This window comes from Streptomyces sp. NPDC091289, from assembly GCF_044757365.1.
Classification (GTDB): domain Bacteria; phylum Actinomycetota; class Actinomycetes; order Streptomycetales; family Streptomycetaceae; genus Streptomyces.
This window is the reverse complement of record NZ_JBIVUT010000004.1, coordinates 84,575-99,844: the sequence shown is the minus strand read 5'-3', so window position 1 is coordinate 99,844 and position 15,270 is coordinate 84,575. Positions and strand designations below refer to the sequence as shown.

Genomic DNA, 15,270 nt, shown 5'->3' with positions numbered 1-15,270 from the left:
ACCTCCTCGTACCGGGCGCTTCCCGCCCGGCCCCACCGATGCTGGGGCTTCCCCCGCGGGGAAGGTCAAGGATGCCTGCGCATGGGGCCGCCGTCGTTCACTTCCGGTTGTAGAGCCGCATCGTCACCACGCCGAAGACCGTCATGAGCACCCCGGACCAGCCCAGCGACCAGACGATGTCGGCGGCCGGCCAGTTGCCCGCCATCAGCTCACGCACCGCCGTGGCGAGGTGGGTGACCGGGCTGTTGTTCACGAAGGCCTGGAGCCAGCCCGGCATCGTCATCGGGTCGACGAAGACATTGCTGAGGAACGTCAGCGGGAAGATCACCATCATGCTGACACCCATCACCGACTTCTCGGAGCGCAGCAGCAGCCCGAACATCGTCCAGATCCAGGAGAACGCGAACGAGAACACGACCAGCAGCGCGACACCGGCCAGCACGCCGAGCACACCGCCGTCCGGGCGGAACCCGATGATCATGCCGACGGCGAGCATCACCGCCGACGCCAGCAGATAGCGCAGGACGTCGCCGAGCAGATAGCCGACCATCGGGGCGGGCCGCCAGATCGGCAGCGTGCGGAACCGGTCGAAGACACCCTTGGCGATGTCCGTGTTCACCGCTACACCCGTGTACATCGTGATCATCACGACGCTCATCACCATGATGCCGGGCAGCAGGAACTGGATGTACTCCTCGGTGGAGCCGGCCAGCGCCCCTCCGAAGAGATACGTGTACATCAGGACCAGCATGATCGGGAAAGCCGTCACATCGAAGAGCTGTTCCGGCACATGCTTGATCTTCAGCATGGCGCGCCAGCCGAAGGTCACCGATGCCGACAGGGCGCTCGGCCTCGGCGGGCGCTCGTGGCCCACCAAGAGCGCCGAGAGCCGTTCCTGGTCCGGTGCGGCGAGCTCGACGCCCTCCAGCTCCGTCTTGGCGGTCGCGGTGCTCATGCCGCCACTCCCTTCTTGTCCGTGAGTGCGAGGAAGACCTCGTCGAGGCTGGGCTGTCCCAGCGAGAAGTTGTCGACCGTGATGCCGGACCGGGCCAGCTCGGCCAGGGCACGCCCGGCCTGCTCCGCCGCACCCTGTTCGGTGCTCTGCCCGTCGACCCGGGCGGTCAGCGCCACCGGGTCCGCGTCCAGCTGGACCTCCGCGTTCAGCGCGAGCGCCAGCACCTGCTGCGCCTCGGCCCGCTGGTCGGCGTCCCGCAGCCGCAGATGGACGGTGCCGGCGCCGACGGAGGCCTTGAGCTCGCCCTTGGTTCCCTCGGCGATGACCTTGCCGTGGTCGATCACCGCGATACGGGAGGCCAGCTGGTCGGCCTCGTCCAGATACTGCGTGGTCAGCAGGACCGTGGTGCCGTGGGCGACGACCGCCCGCACGATGTCCCACACCTGGTTGCGGCTGCGGGGGTCGAGTCCGGTGGTCGGCTCGTCCAGGAACAGCACGTCCGGGGTGTTCAGGATGGACGCGGCGATGTCGATGCGCCGCCGCATGCCTCCCGAGTAGTTCTTCACCTGCCGGCCCGCCGCATCGGTCAGCCCGAACCCTTCGAGCAGCTGGGCCGCCCGGTCGCGGGCCGCCGGCTTGGAGTGCCCGAGCAGCCGGCCGAGCAGGACGAGGTTCTCCGAGCCGGTCAGGTCCTCGTCCACCGAGGCGTACTGCCCGGTCAGGCTGACCCGGCTGCGGACCGCGTCGGCGTCCTTCACGACGTCCTTGCCGAACACCCGGGCCGTGCCGCCGTCGGGGCGCAGCAGGGTCGCGAGCATGCGGACGGCGGTGGTCTTGCCGGCGCCGTTGGGTCCGAGGACGCCGTAGACGGTGCCGGTGGGGACGGCGAGGTCGATGCCGTCCACCGCACGGTTGTCGCCGAAGACCTTCACCAGCCCCGTGGTCTCGATGGCCAGTTCAGTGCTCATGATCCATTCCTTGTGGGTCGTCGGTGGAAGTCTGCGTTCTGCGCCGGGTCCGGGCCGGTCCGGGAGCTCATGAGACGTACGGGCGGACGGCGCGCGCCTCGCGCAGGGCCCAGCCCCACCAGCCGAGCTGGTCGAGCATCAGGCCCACGGACCGGTCCCGGCCGGTGTCGCCGGGGTGCCCCTCCAGCGGCTGCTGGAGGAAGTCGAGCGCGACCCCGTTCCTCAGGGTCACCGTGTGCAGCTCGGTGAAGACCGAACGCAGCTGCTCCACGGCGTACAGCCCGGCGGAACCGTGTCCGTAGCTCACGAAAGCGACCGGTTTGGCCTGCCACTCCTCGTAGGCGAAGTCGATGGCCTGCTTCAGGGAGGCGGGGAACGAGCGGTTGTACTCCGGGGTGACCACGACGAAGGCCTCGGCCCTGGCGATCTCCTCGGTGAACTCCGACATCGGCCCGGTCGCCCGCCCCGGGTAGTGCACGGGGAAGTCGAAATCGGCGAGGTCCAGCACGGCGAGCTCCAGCTCGCTCCGGTCCTGGGCCCGCTCCATGAACCAGCGGCCGACCGCATCGCCGATGCGTCCCTCGCGGGTGCTGCCGATGATCACCGCGACCCGCAGCGGAACAGTGTCCGTCGTCATCGTTCGCTCCTCCTCCCGCTTCCTCCGCCGCCTCCCGGGCCTCCCGTCCGGGCCGGGCCGTTCTGCTCCCTCACCTCATGGGCGCCAGACGCGGAGGCGCGGCTGCCAGATTGAATCTGGCAGCCGCGCACACAGTCGGAGAAGCCCGGAAGCCGGACAAGCCTCAGGTCTCCCGTGTGTAGAAGAAGTAGAACGAGACGCAGAGGACGCCCGCCCCGACCGCCAGACCCAGAGCGGTCGACCGCAGCACGCTGGTGTCGGTGAGGCTCACCAGGAAGCCGATCGCGCACGCGGTCAGCGCGCCGTACGCGACCGCCCGCAGCTCGCGCGGCAGGGAGCGCTGGATCCGGCCCAGCGCGAAGCAGAGGGCCGCCAGAGCTACACCGGCGACGAGCCCGAGCAGGACCTGCCCGCCGGTGCTGGGGCCGCCGTCGCGACGGATGAACGCCGCGTAGAACCCGTAGATCACGCCGAGCACCAGAGGCAGTGCCCAGGCGAGCGGCGTGTGGTGGCGGGTTCGCGCATGCGCGCGGGCACCCCTTCGGCCGGGCACGGCTGCGTGTGTGGCCATCGCGGACAGCTCCTTCCGTCGCCCCCGTCGCACGCCCCCGTTCCTCCAGAGCACACCCGACCGCGCCGCCCGGCAACTCGAATGGCGTACGGCCCGGAGCGGCCCGGCTCCGTACGGGATTCCCTGGAGGAGTGCGGACCTCTCCCCCGGCGATCTCGGCGACCTCGGCGGCCCTCTCGGCGCTCCTGCTCGTCCTGCTCGCCGTCCTCGTGCCGTTCAGCGCGCTCTCCGCCTGGGTCGATCTGGAGATCGACGACACCGACCGTTACGTCGCCGCCGTGTCCCCGCTCGCCTCCGACCCGGCGGTGCGGAACACCGTCGCGGACCTGGTCACCGAAGAGGCGATGCGGCAGATCGATCTCGGTCCGCTCCAGGACACGGTCCAGGAGTTCCTGCACGAGACCGTGCGGTCCTTCACCACGACCGAGGCCTTCCGGAACGCCTGGGACACCGCGAACCGGGCCGCCCACAAGGCGGTGGCGGCCGCCCTGGACGGCGACAGCGGAGAGGCGGTGACGATCGACCTGGCCCCGGTGATCGACCAGGTCAAACAGGACCTGGTCCGCGACGGGGTGCCGTTCGCGGACCAGATCCCGGTCGAGCGGACGGAGATCACCGTGCTCGGCCCCGGCCAGGCCGACGACCTCAGGAGCTCGTTCCGGTGGCTCCGCTACTGCAGCATCTGGCCGGCGGTCGCCACGCTGGTCCTGCTCGTCCTCGTGGTGGGCATCGCGACCGTACGGCGCGGGCTGCGGGCCGGGCTGTGGACCACCGCGACCGTGGGCGCCGGCTTCGTGCTCGGCGCCGTCGTGCTCCGGGTGCTGGTCGCGGTCGGCCGCAGCCGGGTACTGGACGAGGTGCCGGGCGGCGACCGGGACGCGGCCGCCGCGGTGTTCGACGCGCTGACCGCCTCGCTCCGGACCACGGTGTGGGTGGTGCTGGCGGTCGGTGCGGCGCTGCTCGTGGGGGCGGTGGCGGCCCGGATGCTCCTGCGGAGCAGGAAGCCCCCGGCCGCCAAGGAGGCGGGACAGGGGAGGGACACCAGAGCTTGAGCGGGGCGGCCCGGTGTTTCACGTGAAACACCGGGCCGGCGCAGGATCAGCTCTCCGGCGGGCGTCCCTGGAGACGTTCCATCTCCCGGCGGTCGCGCTTGGTCGGACGGCCCGTGCCCCGGTCCCGCACGGGGACCTGGATCGCGATCTCGCGGGGCGGCGGGGGCGGGCTGTTGTCGACGAAGCACTCCACGGCCACCGGCGGGCCGACCCGCTTCTTCACGATCTTCGAGACGACGACCACCCGGTCCCGCCCCGCGTGCCGGAGCCGCACCTCGTCGCCGACGCGTACGGCCTGCGCGGGCTTGGCCCGCTCCCCGCCGACCTTCACATGCCCTGCCCGGCAGGCGGCTGCCGCCTGGGCACGGGTCTTCGTCAGCCGGACCGACCAGATCCACACGTCGACCCGGACGCTTCCCTCCGCCTGCGGTGCGTCACCGGAAACCATGGGTCCGACTGTAATGCGGACCGGACGGTGGGCGGGCGGCAATAACGCCGCCCGCCCACCGGACCTCACACGCCGATGTCGCGCCCGTCCTTGCGCCAGACGGCGACGACGGCGGGGCGGACGATCTTGCCGGGTCCGTCGGGCCAGACGCTCGCCGGCTTCTCCACGGAGGCCCCGTCGATCTCACCCGGGTGCTGGACCGCGACCAGGACGCGGCGGTCCTGGATGACCGGACCACAGGTCTCGGCTCCGGCCGGGACGGTCAGGAACTGCTTCAGTTCGCCGCGCCGGTCACCGTGGGTCGCCACACCGAACAGCCCGTCGTGCGTGCCGAGCGCGTTGCCGTCCGTGGAGATCCACAGGTTGCCGTGGGCGTCGAACGCCACGTTGTCCGGGCACGAGATGGGGCTGACGTTCTCCTTGGGGAAGCCGGAGAAGTACGTCGACGGGTCGTTCGGGTCGCCCGCCACGAGGAACAGCCGCCAGGCGAAGCCGTCGCCCGCCGGGTCGTCCCAGTTCTCCGCGAGCTCCAGGATCTGCCCGTGCTTGTTCCCGTTGCGCGGGTTCGCCTCGTCCGCGCCGGCCTTGCCCTCCTTGCCGCGGTCCGTGTTGTTGGTGAGCGCCACATAGACCCGGCCGGTGCGCGGCGAGGGCTCGACGTCCTCGGGGCGGTCCATCTTGGTCGCGCCGACCTTGTCACCGGCCAGCCGCGTGTAGACGTACACCTCGTCGGCGGTCATGCCCGGGACGTGCGAGGTGGTGCCGGTGGCGAGCGGGATCCAGACGCCGCTGCCGTCGAACTCCCCGTCGCTGGGCAGCTTTCCGGTGCCGTCGATCTCGCTGACGGGCGAGTCGCCGGTCAGCTTGGCGACGTACAGCGTGCCCTCGTCCAGGAGCGTCAGGTTGTGCTCGCGGGCGGCCCGCGAGTTGCCCTTCTTCATCTGCTTGCTGGAGACGAACTTGTAGAGGTAGTCGAACTTCTCGTCGTCGCCCATGTAGACGACCGGACGGCCGTCGGAGGTGAGCCGGGGCTGCGCCGCCTCGTGCTTGAACCGGCCCAGCGCGGTCCGCTTGCGCGGGGTGGAGTCCGGGTCGTACGGGTCGAGTTCGACGACCCAGCCGAAGCGGTTGGCCTCGTTGGGCTCCTTCGCCAGGTCGAACCGCCGGTCGAACCGCTCCCACTTGCGCTCGGTGGCGCCGGTGCCGATCCCGTACCGCTGGTGCATGTCCGTGTTGCCGTTGGCGAAGTACTGGTTGAAGTTCTCCTCGCCGTGCAGCGTGGTGCCCCACGGAGTGGTGCCGCCCGCGCAGTTGTTGAGGGTGCCGAGCACCTTGCGGCCCGTGCGGTCGGCGGACGTACGCAACAGGGGGCTGCCCGCGGCGGGGCCCGTCACACGGAACTCGCTCGTCGCGGTCAGGCGGCGGTTCAGCGGGTGCCGGTTGACCGGCCCCAGCTTGCCGGTGCGGTTCTCCTCCTGGACGACGACCACGGAGAGTCCGTGCGCCGCCCAGGCGATCTCCACCTGTTCACGGGTCGGGTTGGCCGGATCGTAGCCGCGGAACATGAGGATCTCGTCCGTGTACTCATGGTTCGCGACCATCACCTGGCGCCCGCGCTCGCCGCGCAGCGGGAGCAGGGAGAGGAAGTCGTTGTTGTAACCGAACTGCCCCGCCTGCGCCTTCGCGGTCTGCTTGTCCGCGTTGAAGGCGGGCGCGCCGCGCAGGATCGGCTCGCCCCAGCGGATCACCACGTTCTGGGCGTACCCGTCGGGGATCGTGACCTTGTCGTCCTTGTTGGGCGCGACCGGCGAGAATCGCAGGCCGCGCGCCCCGGACGGGGCCGGTTTGTGGGGGTGGCCCGGTTTATTGCCGTGCCCGGCCAGTGCGGCGGCCTCGGCCCGCGGGGCGCTCGGGCCGGTCAGCGCGGCCCCGGCGGCGGTGGCGACGGTGACCACGGCGGCGGCACGCATCATCGAGCGGCGCGACACGGCACCGGCGATGATGTCGCCGGCGTACTCGTTGTCGCTGTTGTTGGGCGTCTCCTTGAAGCAGGCGTCCCCGCAGCGGAAGCGGCAGGTCAGCGCGGAACGCCCACCGGGATGCGAGCTGATGAACGGCAGCAGGTTGCGCACGTGGATTCCCTCCGTCTGGTGTCGTGCGTGACGGTAGGTGCGCCTCCACGCGGTCCGAGGGACTCCCGGTGAACGGCGGGTGAAGTCCGGGCCACCGCTGTTCCCTTGAGGGTCGGTGGTGGACCTGCTCGTGGACTCGGTCCGGGAACGGTTTCGGCTCGGTTGACGCAGGGGTGGGCCGCACCGGCGAACGGCCGGATCCGGCCGCTAACCTTACGTATCCGTCCTGGCCAGGGATGAATTCACCCAGGTCGGACATTCCCCGCACCCAACTCATGCGAAAGGCCTCGCCCATGGGCATTCGGAGCTTGCTGCGTAAGGTGTTCGGCCGCACGGAGCAGGACGAGCCGGCCACGGCCACCGTCCCGCCCCAGGCCGAGCGCACTCAGCCCAAGGAGTCGGAGCCGGAGACCACTTCGGCGGCCGAGCCCGCGGCGGAGCCGAAGGCGTCGATTCCGGCCCCGGCCTCGCCCGCGTCCTCGTCCTCCGTTCCGTCCTCCGCCGACGCACCGTCCACGGAGCCTGACGGCTCGCCGGCCACCGACCTGGTGGCGGAGGCCTTCGACAAGGCGACCGCCGCCGCCAAGCCGTCGCCGACCGTCCCCGCGCAGGCGTCGGCACCGGAGGAGACCTCGAAGGAGACCCCGGAGGAGGCACCGAAGGCGGAGAAGCCCGCGGCGCCTGAGCCGGAGCCGGAGCCGGTGGCCGCCGAGAAGCCGGTAGTCGCCGAGGAGCCGGTCAAGGCCGAGGAGCCCGCATCGGACCCGGCCCCGGCCACGGAGCCGGAGCCGATCACGATCGACCTCGATCTCGATCTCGACGAGACCTCGGAGCCGGAGACCGCAGCGAAGCCGGAGCCGGAGTCCAAGCCGGAGCCGGCCGCGGAGGCCACCCCCGCACCGGCAGCGGCGGAGGTCCAGGAGACCGCTCCCGAGACGCCTCAGGCCACCCCTGAAGCCCCCAAGGCCCCGAAGGCCCCCGAGGCCTCAGCCGCACCGGCGGCCACAGAGACGGCCCCCAAGACAGCCGCGGAGACGCCGACCGTCGTGGAAGAGACCCCGGCGGCCCCGGCCGTCCCGGAGCCCGCCCCCGGCAAGCCCGCCACCACCCTCGCGCGGGTCAAGTCGCAGGCTCCGCAGCTCGTCGCCCCGTACAAGGCGGCGCAGACAGCGCTCAAGGCGCACGGGCTGTCCGGGCTCCGCGCCCGTGTCTACCTGGTGCTCGACCGCTCCGGCTCGATGCGGCCGTTCTACAAGGACGGCAGCGCCCAGCACCTGGGCGACCGGACGCTCGCGCTCGCCGCGCACCTGGACGAGGACGCCACCGTGCCGGTCGTCTTCTTCTCGACCGACATCGACGGCACCGGCTCCATCGAGCTCTCCGGCCACGAGGGCCGCGTCGACGAGCTGCACGCGGGTCTCGGCCGGCTCGGCCGGACGCACTACCACCGCGCGGTCGAGGAGATCGTCGCGCACTACGAGAAGACGGAGGCCACCGGTCCGGCTCTCGTGATCTTCCAGACGGACGGCCCGCCGGACGCCAAGCAGGCTGCCCGGCAGGCCCTCACCGAAGCGGCGCGGCTGCCGCTGTTCTTCCAGTTCGTCGCCTTCGGCGAGCAGGACGCGAAGGGCTTCGACTTCCTGCGGAAGCTCGACGCGCCGAACGCCGGGTTCTTCCACGCCGGCCCGGCGCCCCGCGAGGTCGCGGACGCCGAGCTCTACCGGGAGATCCTCGCCGGGCTGCCGGCCTGGACCGCCGCGCGCGCGGCGGGCTCCGAGGCCTGATCGACCGGCAGCCGTACGGTCACGGCGAGACCGCCGCCCTCCGGGCCCGGTACCGCCGTGACCGTTCCGCCGTGGGCCACCGCGATCGACCGGACAATCGACAGGCCGAGGCCCGACCCCTGGCCCATCCGGTCCCGGCCCTCGCCCCGCCGGAACGGCTCGAAGAACCCCGCGATATCGGACTCGGAGACCACCGGTCCGGTGTTGCGCACCAGCAGGACGCCCTCCCCGGTCACCGAGATCTCCACCGAGCCACCCGGCGCGTTGTACGTGACCGCGTTGGCCAGCAGGTTCGCCACCAGCTGGGCGAGCAGCAGCCGGTTGCCGCGCACGGAACAGGCGGCCACCGCGACCTTCACCGCCGGTCCGCCGCCCGCCGTCCGGATCCTCCGGCTCTCCGCACCGGCGCCGTCGGCCGCTCCCCGGCCCTCCGGGCCGCCGATCGCGCCCCGTACCGCCGGATGCCGGGCCGTCTCCTCCTTGACCACCAGGTCGAGGCGGACCGCCTCGCGCTCGTCCACGGCCAGTCCCCGTTCGCTGCGGGCCAGCACGAGCAGCCCCTCGATGAGCCGCTCGCTGCGCCGGTTGGTGTCGAGCAGGGTCTGCCGGGTGCGGACGAGGTCCTCGGGGGAAGGGTCGTCCAGGCCGACCTGGATCGCGGCGCGCTGGGTGGCCAGCGGGGTCCGCAGCTCGTGCGAGGCGTTCGCGATGAACCTCCGCTGGCTGTCGAACGCCTTCTCCAGGCGGCCCAGCAGCGCGTCCAGGGTCTCGCCCAGCTCCTTCAGCTCGTCGTCGGGGCCGCTGGACGCGATCCGCTCGTGCAGGGTCCGCTCGGAGAGCCTGCGGGCCTTCGCGGTCATCGCGTGGACGGGCCGCAGCACCCGGCCCGCTATCCACCAGCCGACCCCGACCGCGCCCGCCGTCATCACGAGCAGCGCGGCGAACGACCAGTTCATGAGCTGTTTGCCCGCCGCGTCGCTGACATGGTCGGTGATCTCGTAGACCGTGGGCGATTCGACGGAGCTGCGGGTGATGACGGGGCCGTTCACCATGTGGCCGGGCGGTGCGACGACGTATCCGGGCGGGCCGATGACATATCCGGGCGCGCCGACGGCCGCCGAGGAGGCGATGGCCCGCGCATCCGTCTCCGTACCGGCGCGGGAGGCCAGGTTGACGGTGGCCAGCAGCGCGGTGCCGAGTATCAGGAAGACACCGCCGTACACGAGGGCGATGCGGGTCCGGATCGTCGAGTGCGGCAGCTTCGAGGCGTCCACCAGCCGCCGCAGCAGCAGGGCCGGTCGCTTCACAGGGCGTACCCGACGCCCTGCACGGTGCGGATCAGCGCGGGCTCGCCGAGCTTGGCGCGGAGCTTGCTCATACAGACGCGCACGGCCCCCGTGAACGGGTCGGCGTTGGCGTCCCAGGCCCGCTCCAGCAGCTCTTCCGCGCTGACCGTGCCGCCGTCGGCCTCCAGGAGCAGCTGCAGCACGGTGAACTCCTTCGGCGAGAGGTCCAGGTCCCGGCCGTCGCGAAGCGCGGAGCGCCGTACGGTGTCGAGCCGGATGCCGTGCCGCTCCAGCTGCGGCGGTACGGGTCTGGCGCTGCGCCGGCGCAGGGCGCGCACCCGGGAGACCAGCTCGGGGAACTCGAACGGCTTGCTGACGTAGTCGTCGGCCCCCAGGTCCAGCCCGGCGACCCGGTCCTCCATGGCGCCGGAAGCGGTGAGCATCAGGATCCGGGTGCGGGAGCCGGAGGCGACCAGCCGGCGGGCCACGTCGTCGCCGTGCACCCGGGGGAGGTCGCGGTCGAGCACGACGACGTCGTAGTCGTGCAGGCCGAGGTAGGCGAGGGCCGCGTCCCCGCTGTACACCGTGTCGACCGCGAAGCCGGCCCGGCGCAGTCCGGTGGCGACCAGTTCCGCGAGGATCTCCTCGTCCTCGGCGACCAGTACCCGCATGGTGATGTCCCCTGCCTCGTGCACGCTTGTCCGCTCCCTCCCAGGATGCGACTTTCCTGAGGGAACCATTACGGGAACGGATGTTTCGCAAAGCTCTCCACCGGAGGGCACTGCTCCGCCCGCGCACGGGTCCCCGTTTATCGATGTGAGTGGATCTTGCTGTGGCCGTTAGGATTTCGACCATGGCGGCCACTGGATCCGAGAAGCAGGGGGCGACGGCGTACTACGTCTCGACCCCCATTTACTACGTCAACGACGCTCCTCACCTGGGCCACGCCTACACGACCGTCGCAGGCGACGTGCTCACGCGCTGGCACCGCCAGCGCGGCGAGAAGGTGTGGTACCTCACCGGCACGGACGAGCACGGTCAGAAGATCATGCGCACGGCCGAGGCGAACGACGTCACTCCGCAGGCTTGGTGCGACAAGCTCGTCGAGGAGGCGTGGAAGCCCCTCTGGGAGCATCTGAACATCGCCAACGACGACTTCATCCGGACGACGGAGAAGCGGCACACCGACCGTGTGCAGGAGTTCGTGCAGGACCTGTACGACAAGGGCGAGATCTACAAGGGCGGGTACGAAGGCCCGTACTGCGTGGGCTGCGAGGAGTACAAGCTCCCCGGCGATCTGATCGACGGCGAGGGCGAGTTCGCCGGTCAGAAGCTGTGCCCGATCCACAAGAAGCCGGTGGAACTCCTCAAGGAGGAGAACTACTTCTTCAAGCTCAGCGAGTACGGCCCGAAGCTGCTGGAGTTCTACGCGGCGAACCCCGGCTTCATCCAGCCCGAGTCGGCGCGCAACGAGGTCGTGAACTTCGTCGAGCAGGGCCTCCAGGACCTGTCGATCTCGCGCTCGACCTTCGACTGGGGCGTCCCGGTGCCGTGGGACGACCAGCACGTCATCTACGTCTGGATCGACGCGCTGCTCAACTACGCGACGGCCGTCGGCTATGGCGCCAACCAGGAGAAGTTCGACGGTACGTTCCCGGCGAACGTGCACCTGATCGGCAAGGACATCCTCCGCTTCCACTCGGTGATCTGGCCCGCGATGCTGATGGCGCAGGGCCTGCCGCTCCCCGGCAGGGTCGTCGCCAACGGCTGGCTGATGGTCGGCGGCGAGAAGATGTCGAAGTCCAACCTGACCGGCATCAAGCCGCAGGACCTGACCTCGCACTTCGGCGTGGACGCGTACCGCTGGTACTTCCTGCGCGCCATCGCGTACGGCAGCGACGGGTCGTTCTCCTGGGAGGACTTCTCCGCGCGCTACACCTCCGAGCTGGCCAACGACTACGGCAACCTGGCCTCGCGCGTGGCGGCCATGGTCGGCAAGTACTTCGGCGGTGCGCTGCCGGAGGCGACGGCCGCCGGTGACGCGGAACGGGCTGTGCAGGAGGGCCTGGCGAAGGCGGTCGCGACCGCCGATCAGAAGATCGGCGAGGAGCTGGACTTCCAGTCCGGCATCCTGGCGATCTTCGAGTTCGTGAAGCAGGTCAACGGCTACATCACGGAGCAGGAGCCGTGGAAGGTGGCCAAGGACACCACCCCCGAGGGCCAGGCCCGCCTCGCGACCATCCTGTACACGGCCGCCGAGGCGCTGCGCGGTGTCGCGGTCCTGCTCAACGCCGTGATGCCGCAGACCTCGCAGCAGCTCTGGGAGTCGCTGGGCGCCGAGGAGTCCCTGGGCGCGCTGGCCGACCAGAAGGTCCAGGACGCGGGCACGTGGGGCATCCTGCCCGCGGGCGCGACGGTGACGAAGGGCGCGGTGCTGTTCCCGCGCCTGGAGGAGAAGCCGGCGTAGCCACCGCCGTACGTACGTCAGGAGCCCGGGACCGCGGTTCGTGGTCCCGGGCTCCTCGCGTACCGGAGCGCCCGGCGGGTGGCGGCTCGCCCGTACGCCCGATCACTGGGTCACCGCCCCAGCGTCTCCGCGTCCCCCATCACGATCACCGGGCTCAGGGCCGGGTCCAGAGTGCGGAGCAGTTCCTCCATGCGCTCCTCCGGGATGGAGACGCAGCCCTGGGTGGGGCCGCCGTGGTCGACGTGGATCCAGATGCCGCCGCCGCGTTCGAGGCCGAGCGGGCGGGTGCGGTCCAGGGGGCTGACGCCCTCCGTGCGGTTGTAGTTGATCGCGACGACGTAGTCGAAGGAGCCCTCCAGCGGCTCCCCGAAGAAGCCCTCGCCGTCCACCGCGAACCGGGGGTGCTCGTCGTACGGCAGCAGCGCTCCCGGGTCGGGGAGCCGGCCGCCCGCGTCGGTGAGCGGGTAGACGCCCGTGGGGGACCTCAGGTCGCCCGCCACATGGTGGTCGGTCCAGCCCTCCATGCCGTTGTGCGCCGGCCAGGGCCCCGCGACCGGCTGCCAGCCCTTCACGGGGTCCTCGCGGCTGTACAGGACCGCGCTGGATCGGTTGGAGTCGGCCTCCTCGCCGGTCACGACGAACGCCTGCCGGGCCTCGGCGGGGATCGCCGCGCGCGTCTCCGGTCCCAGGTCCGGGATCTCGGCGGGGCTCGGGGCGGGCGTCGGGCCGGGTGAGACCCCGAGCGCGGACGCGGCGTCGGACTGCGGGCCCGCGGCGCCCTGCCCCGGGGCGCCTGCGGGGGTCCTCGCGGGAGCGGGAGCGGCACCGGAGGCGCAGGCGGTGAGCAGCAGGGCCAGGACGAGGAGCGGTGCGGCGAGCAGGGCGGGCGGGCGGCGCGGGACGGACACGGTGGCGGGCTCCTCGGGTGGCGGCGGGCGGCGCGACGCGGCAGGGCGGGATGTGAGAGGGGTGTCTCGGTGCCAGTCCTTGCCGGGTCCGGCCCGGCCGAACCCGAACCGGGGCCATCCGGCTGTACTACGTCGCCCGGCTGTCACCGGCTCTCTGTCGCACGCAACGAAACAGCCCCCGATCGGGTGATCGGGGGCTGTTTCACGTGAAACATCCGCGGAGCGGGACCATACGGGCCGGGCGGACTACTTCTCCGAGGCGGGCTTCTCCGACGCACCCTTCGCGGCGACCGGCTTGCGCAGCTGGATGTTCAGCTCGCGCAGGCGGGTCTCGTCCAGCTCGGTCGGCGCGCCCATCATCAGGTCCTGGGCGTTGCCGTTGAGCGGGAAGGCGATGGTCTCGCGGATGTTCGGCTCGTCGGCGAGCAGCATCACGATGCGGTCGACGCCCGGGGCGATGCCACCGTGCGGCGGGGCGCCGAGACGGAACGCGCGGAGCATGCCCGCGAACTCGTGCTCGACGGTCTCGCGGTCGTACCCGGCGATCTCGAAGGCCTTGAGCATCAGCTCGGGCTCGTGGTTACGGATGGCGCCCGAGGACAGCTCGATGCCGTTGCAGACGATGTCGTACTGCCAGGCGAGGATGTCCAGCGGGTCCTTCTCCTCCAGGTCGGCCAGGCCGCCCTGGGGCATCGAGAAGGGGTTGTGCGAGAAGTCGATCTTGCCGGTCTCCTCGTCCTTCTCGTACATCGGGAAGTCGACGATCCAGCAGAACCGGAAGACGCCCTCCTCGAAGTGGCCGGCGCGCTTGGCGGCCTCGACCCGGACGGCCGACATGATCTTGGAGACCTCGTCGAACTCGCCCGCGCCGAAGAAGATCGCGTGGCCCGGGACCAGCGAGAGGCGCTCGGTGAGCGTCTTGACGTCGGTCTCGGTGAGGAACTTGGCGATCGGACCGGCCAGCGTGCCGTCCTCGCCCACGCGCACCCAGGCCAGGCCCTTGGCGCCGTGCTCGACGGCGTACTCACCGAGGCCGTCGAAGAACTTCCGGGACTGGCCCGCGGTGTCCGGGACCGGCAGCGCGCGGACGTGCTTGCCGGCGAACGCCTTGAACCCGGAGTCGGCGAAGACGTCCGAGATGTCGACGAGCTCCAGCTTGGCGCGCAGGTCCGGCTTGTCGTTGCCGTACTTCAGCATCGACTCGCGGAACGGGATGCGCGGGAACGGCGAGGTGACCTCGCGGCCGTTGCCGAACTCGGTGAAGAGCTCGGTCATCAGCTTCTCGATCGGCTGGAAGACGTCCTCCTGCTCGACGAAGGACATCTCGACGTCGAGCTGGTAGAACTCGCCCGGCGAGCGGTCCGCGCGGGCGTCCTCGTCGCGGAAGCAGGGCGCGATCTGGAAGTAGCGGTCGAAGCCCGAGATCATCAGCAACTGCTTGAACTGCTGCGGGGCCTGCGGCAGCGCGTAGAACTTGCCGGGGTTCAGCCGGGACGGGACGACGAAGTCACGGGCGCCCTCGGGGGAGGTCGCGGTGAGGATCGGGGTCGCCATCTCGTTGAAGCCGAGGGCCACCATCTTGGAGCGGATGGAGGCGATCACGGCCGAGCGCAGCAGGATGTTGCGGTGCATGCGCTCGCGGCGCAGGTCGAGGAAGCGGTACTCCAGGCGCCGCTCCTCGTTGACGCCGTCCTCGGTGTTGATCGTGAAGGGCAGCGGGCCGGCCTCGCCGAGCACCTCGACCTCGGTGACCTCGATCTCGATGTCGCCGGTCGGCAGCTCCGGGTTGACGTTGTCGGCACCGCGCGCGGAGACCTTGCCGTCGATCCGGACGACAGTCTCCTTGGTGAGCTTCGCCAGGGCCTCGTTGCCGGGGGTGCCGGGGCGGGCGACGAGCTGCACCAGACCGTAGTGGTCGCGCAGATCGATGAAGAGGATGCCACCCAGGTCTCGGCGATTGTGCAGCCAGCCGCTCAGCCGGACGTCGGTGCCGACGTCAGAGGCGCGGAGCTCGCCGCAGGTGTGGGACCTGTACCGATGCATCGTCGTTCATCCAGTCTTC

13 protein-coding genes are annotated in these 15,270 nt (G+C 71.0%); 3 read left to right on the top strand and 10 right to left on the bottom strand.

The annotated features are described in order from the left end of the window. Positions 1-97: 97 nt before the first annotated feature. The 4 genes from ACIQPT_RS06290 to ACIQPT_RS06275 all read right to left on the bottom strand — a co-directional run bounded on the left by ACIQPT_RS06290 (position 98) and on the right by ACIQPT_RS06275 (position 3,131). Entirely contained in the window at positions 98-955 is an 858-nt protein-coding gene (locus ACIQPT_RS06290) for an ABC transporter permease (RefSeq protein ID WP_401153204.1), read from the bottom strand. Beyond that, the gene (locus tag ACIQPT_RS06285) at positions 952-1,923 is read right to left on the bottom strand and encodes an ATP-binding cassette domain-containing protein (RefSeq protein ID WP_401153202.1); all 972 of its coding nucleotides are present in this window, start codon (positions 1,921-1,923) and stop codon (positions 952-954) included. Before ACIQPT_RS06285 ends, ACIQPT_RS06290 begins: the two co-directional genes overlap by 4 nt. 67 nt (positions 1,924-1,990) lie before the next feature. Further along, complete coding sequence (locus ACIQPT_RS06280; RefSeq protein ID WP_401153201.1) at positions 1,991-2,560, bottom strand: NADPH-dependent FMN reductase; 570 nt, start codon at positions 2,558-2,560, stop codon at positions 1,991-1,993. A 163-nt stretch (positions 2,561-2,723) separates the two neighbouring features. Continuing rightward, complete coding sequence (locus tag ACIQPT_RS06275) at positions 2,724-3,131, bottom strand: hypothetical protein (protein ID WP_401153199.1); 408 nt, start codon at positions 3,129-3,131, stop codon at positions 2,724-2,726. Positions 3,132-3,262: 131 nt separating this feature from the next. Here ACIQPT_RS06275 and ACIQPT_RS06270 point away from each other — a divergent pair, with 131 nt between their 5' ends. Beyond that, positions 3,263-4,183, top strand: a complete 921-nt coding sequence (locus tag ACIQPT_RS06270; protein ID WP_401153198.1) for a hypothetical protein — start codon at positions 3,263-3,265, stop codon at positions 4,181-4,183. A gap of 46 nt (positions 4,184-4,229) precedes the next feature. On the opposite strand, the gene ACIQPT_RS06265 is transcribed toward ACIQPT_RS06270, so the two are convergent. Together ACIQPT_RS06265 and ACIQPT_RS06260 are read right to left on the bottom strand one after the other, a co-directional pair. Next, positions 4,230-4,631, bottom strand: a complete 402-nt coding sequence (locus ACIQPT_RS06265) for an RNA-binding S4 domain-containing protein (RefSeq protein ID WP_401153196.1) — start codon at positions 4,629-4,631, stop codon at positions 4,230-4,232. 65 nt (positions 4,632-4,696) lie between these two features. Beyond that, on the bottom strand, positions 4,697-6,763 hold the full coding sequence (locus tag ACIQPT_RS06260; protein WP_401153195.1) for a PhoX family protein: 2,067 nt from the start codon (positions 6,761-6,763) through the stop codon (positions 4,697-4,699). A gap of 293 nt (positions 6,764-7,056) precedes the next feature. On the opposite strand from ACIQPT_RS06260, the gene ACIQPT_RS06255 reads away from it, so the two are divergent. Further along, a complete protein-coding gene (locus ACIQPT_RS06255; protein ID WP_401153194.1) occupies positions 7,057-8,547 on the top strand; it encodes a VWA domain-containing protein in 1,491 nt (496 codons plus the stop codon). Here ACIQPT_RS06255 and ACIQPT_RS06250 read toward each other — a convergent pair. Together ACIQPT_RS06250 and ACIQPT_RS06245 are read right to left on the bottom strand one after the other, a co-directional pair. Beyond that, positions 8,481-9,854 carry a sensor histidine kinase gene (locus ACIQPT_RS06250; RefSeq protein WP_401153192.1) on the bottom strand — a complete coding sequence of 458 codons (1,374 nt, stop codon included), beginning with the start codon at positions 9,852-9,854 and terminating at the stop codon, positions 8,481-8,483. The two genes, ACIQPT_RS06255 and ACIQPT_RS06250, sit on opposite strands and share 67 nt — an antisense overlap. Then, positions 9,851-10,504: a response regulator transcription factor gene (locus tag ACIQPT_RS06245; protein WP_024263690.1), complete on the bottom strand. Its 654-nt coding sequence runs from the start codon at positions 10,502-10,504 to the stop codon at positions 9,851-9,853. The genes ACIQPT_RS06250 and ACIQPT_RS06245 overlap by 4 nt, the downstream gene beginning before the upstream one ends. A gap of 182 nt (positions 10,505-10,686) precedes the next feature. On the opposite strand from ACIQPT_RS06245, the gene metG reads away from it, so the two are divergent. After that, on the top strand, positions 10,687-12,300 hold the full coding sequence (metG, locus tag ACIQPT_RS06240) for a methionine--tRNA ligase (RefSeq protein WP_401153190.1): 1,614 nt from the start codon (positions 10,687-10,689) through the stop codon (positions 12,298-12,300). Between the two features lie 110 nt (positions 12,301-12,410). Here metG and ACIQPT_RS06235 read toward each other — a convergent pair whose 3' ends face one another. Beyond that, entirely contained in the window at positions 12,411-13,208 is a 798-nt protein-coding gene (locus ACIQPT_RS06235) for a L,D-transpeptidase family protein (RefSeq protein ID WP_401153188.1), read from the bottom strand. A gap of 246 nt (positions 13,209-13,454) precedes the next feature. After that, positions 13,455-15,251, bottom strand: coding sequence for an aspartate--tRNA ligase (aspS, locus tag ACIQPT_RS06230; protein ID WP_401153186.1), 1,797 nt, complete (start codon positions 15,249-15,251; stop codon positions 13,455-13,457). Positions 15,252-15,270 lie beyond the last annotated feature (19 nt).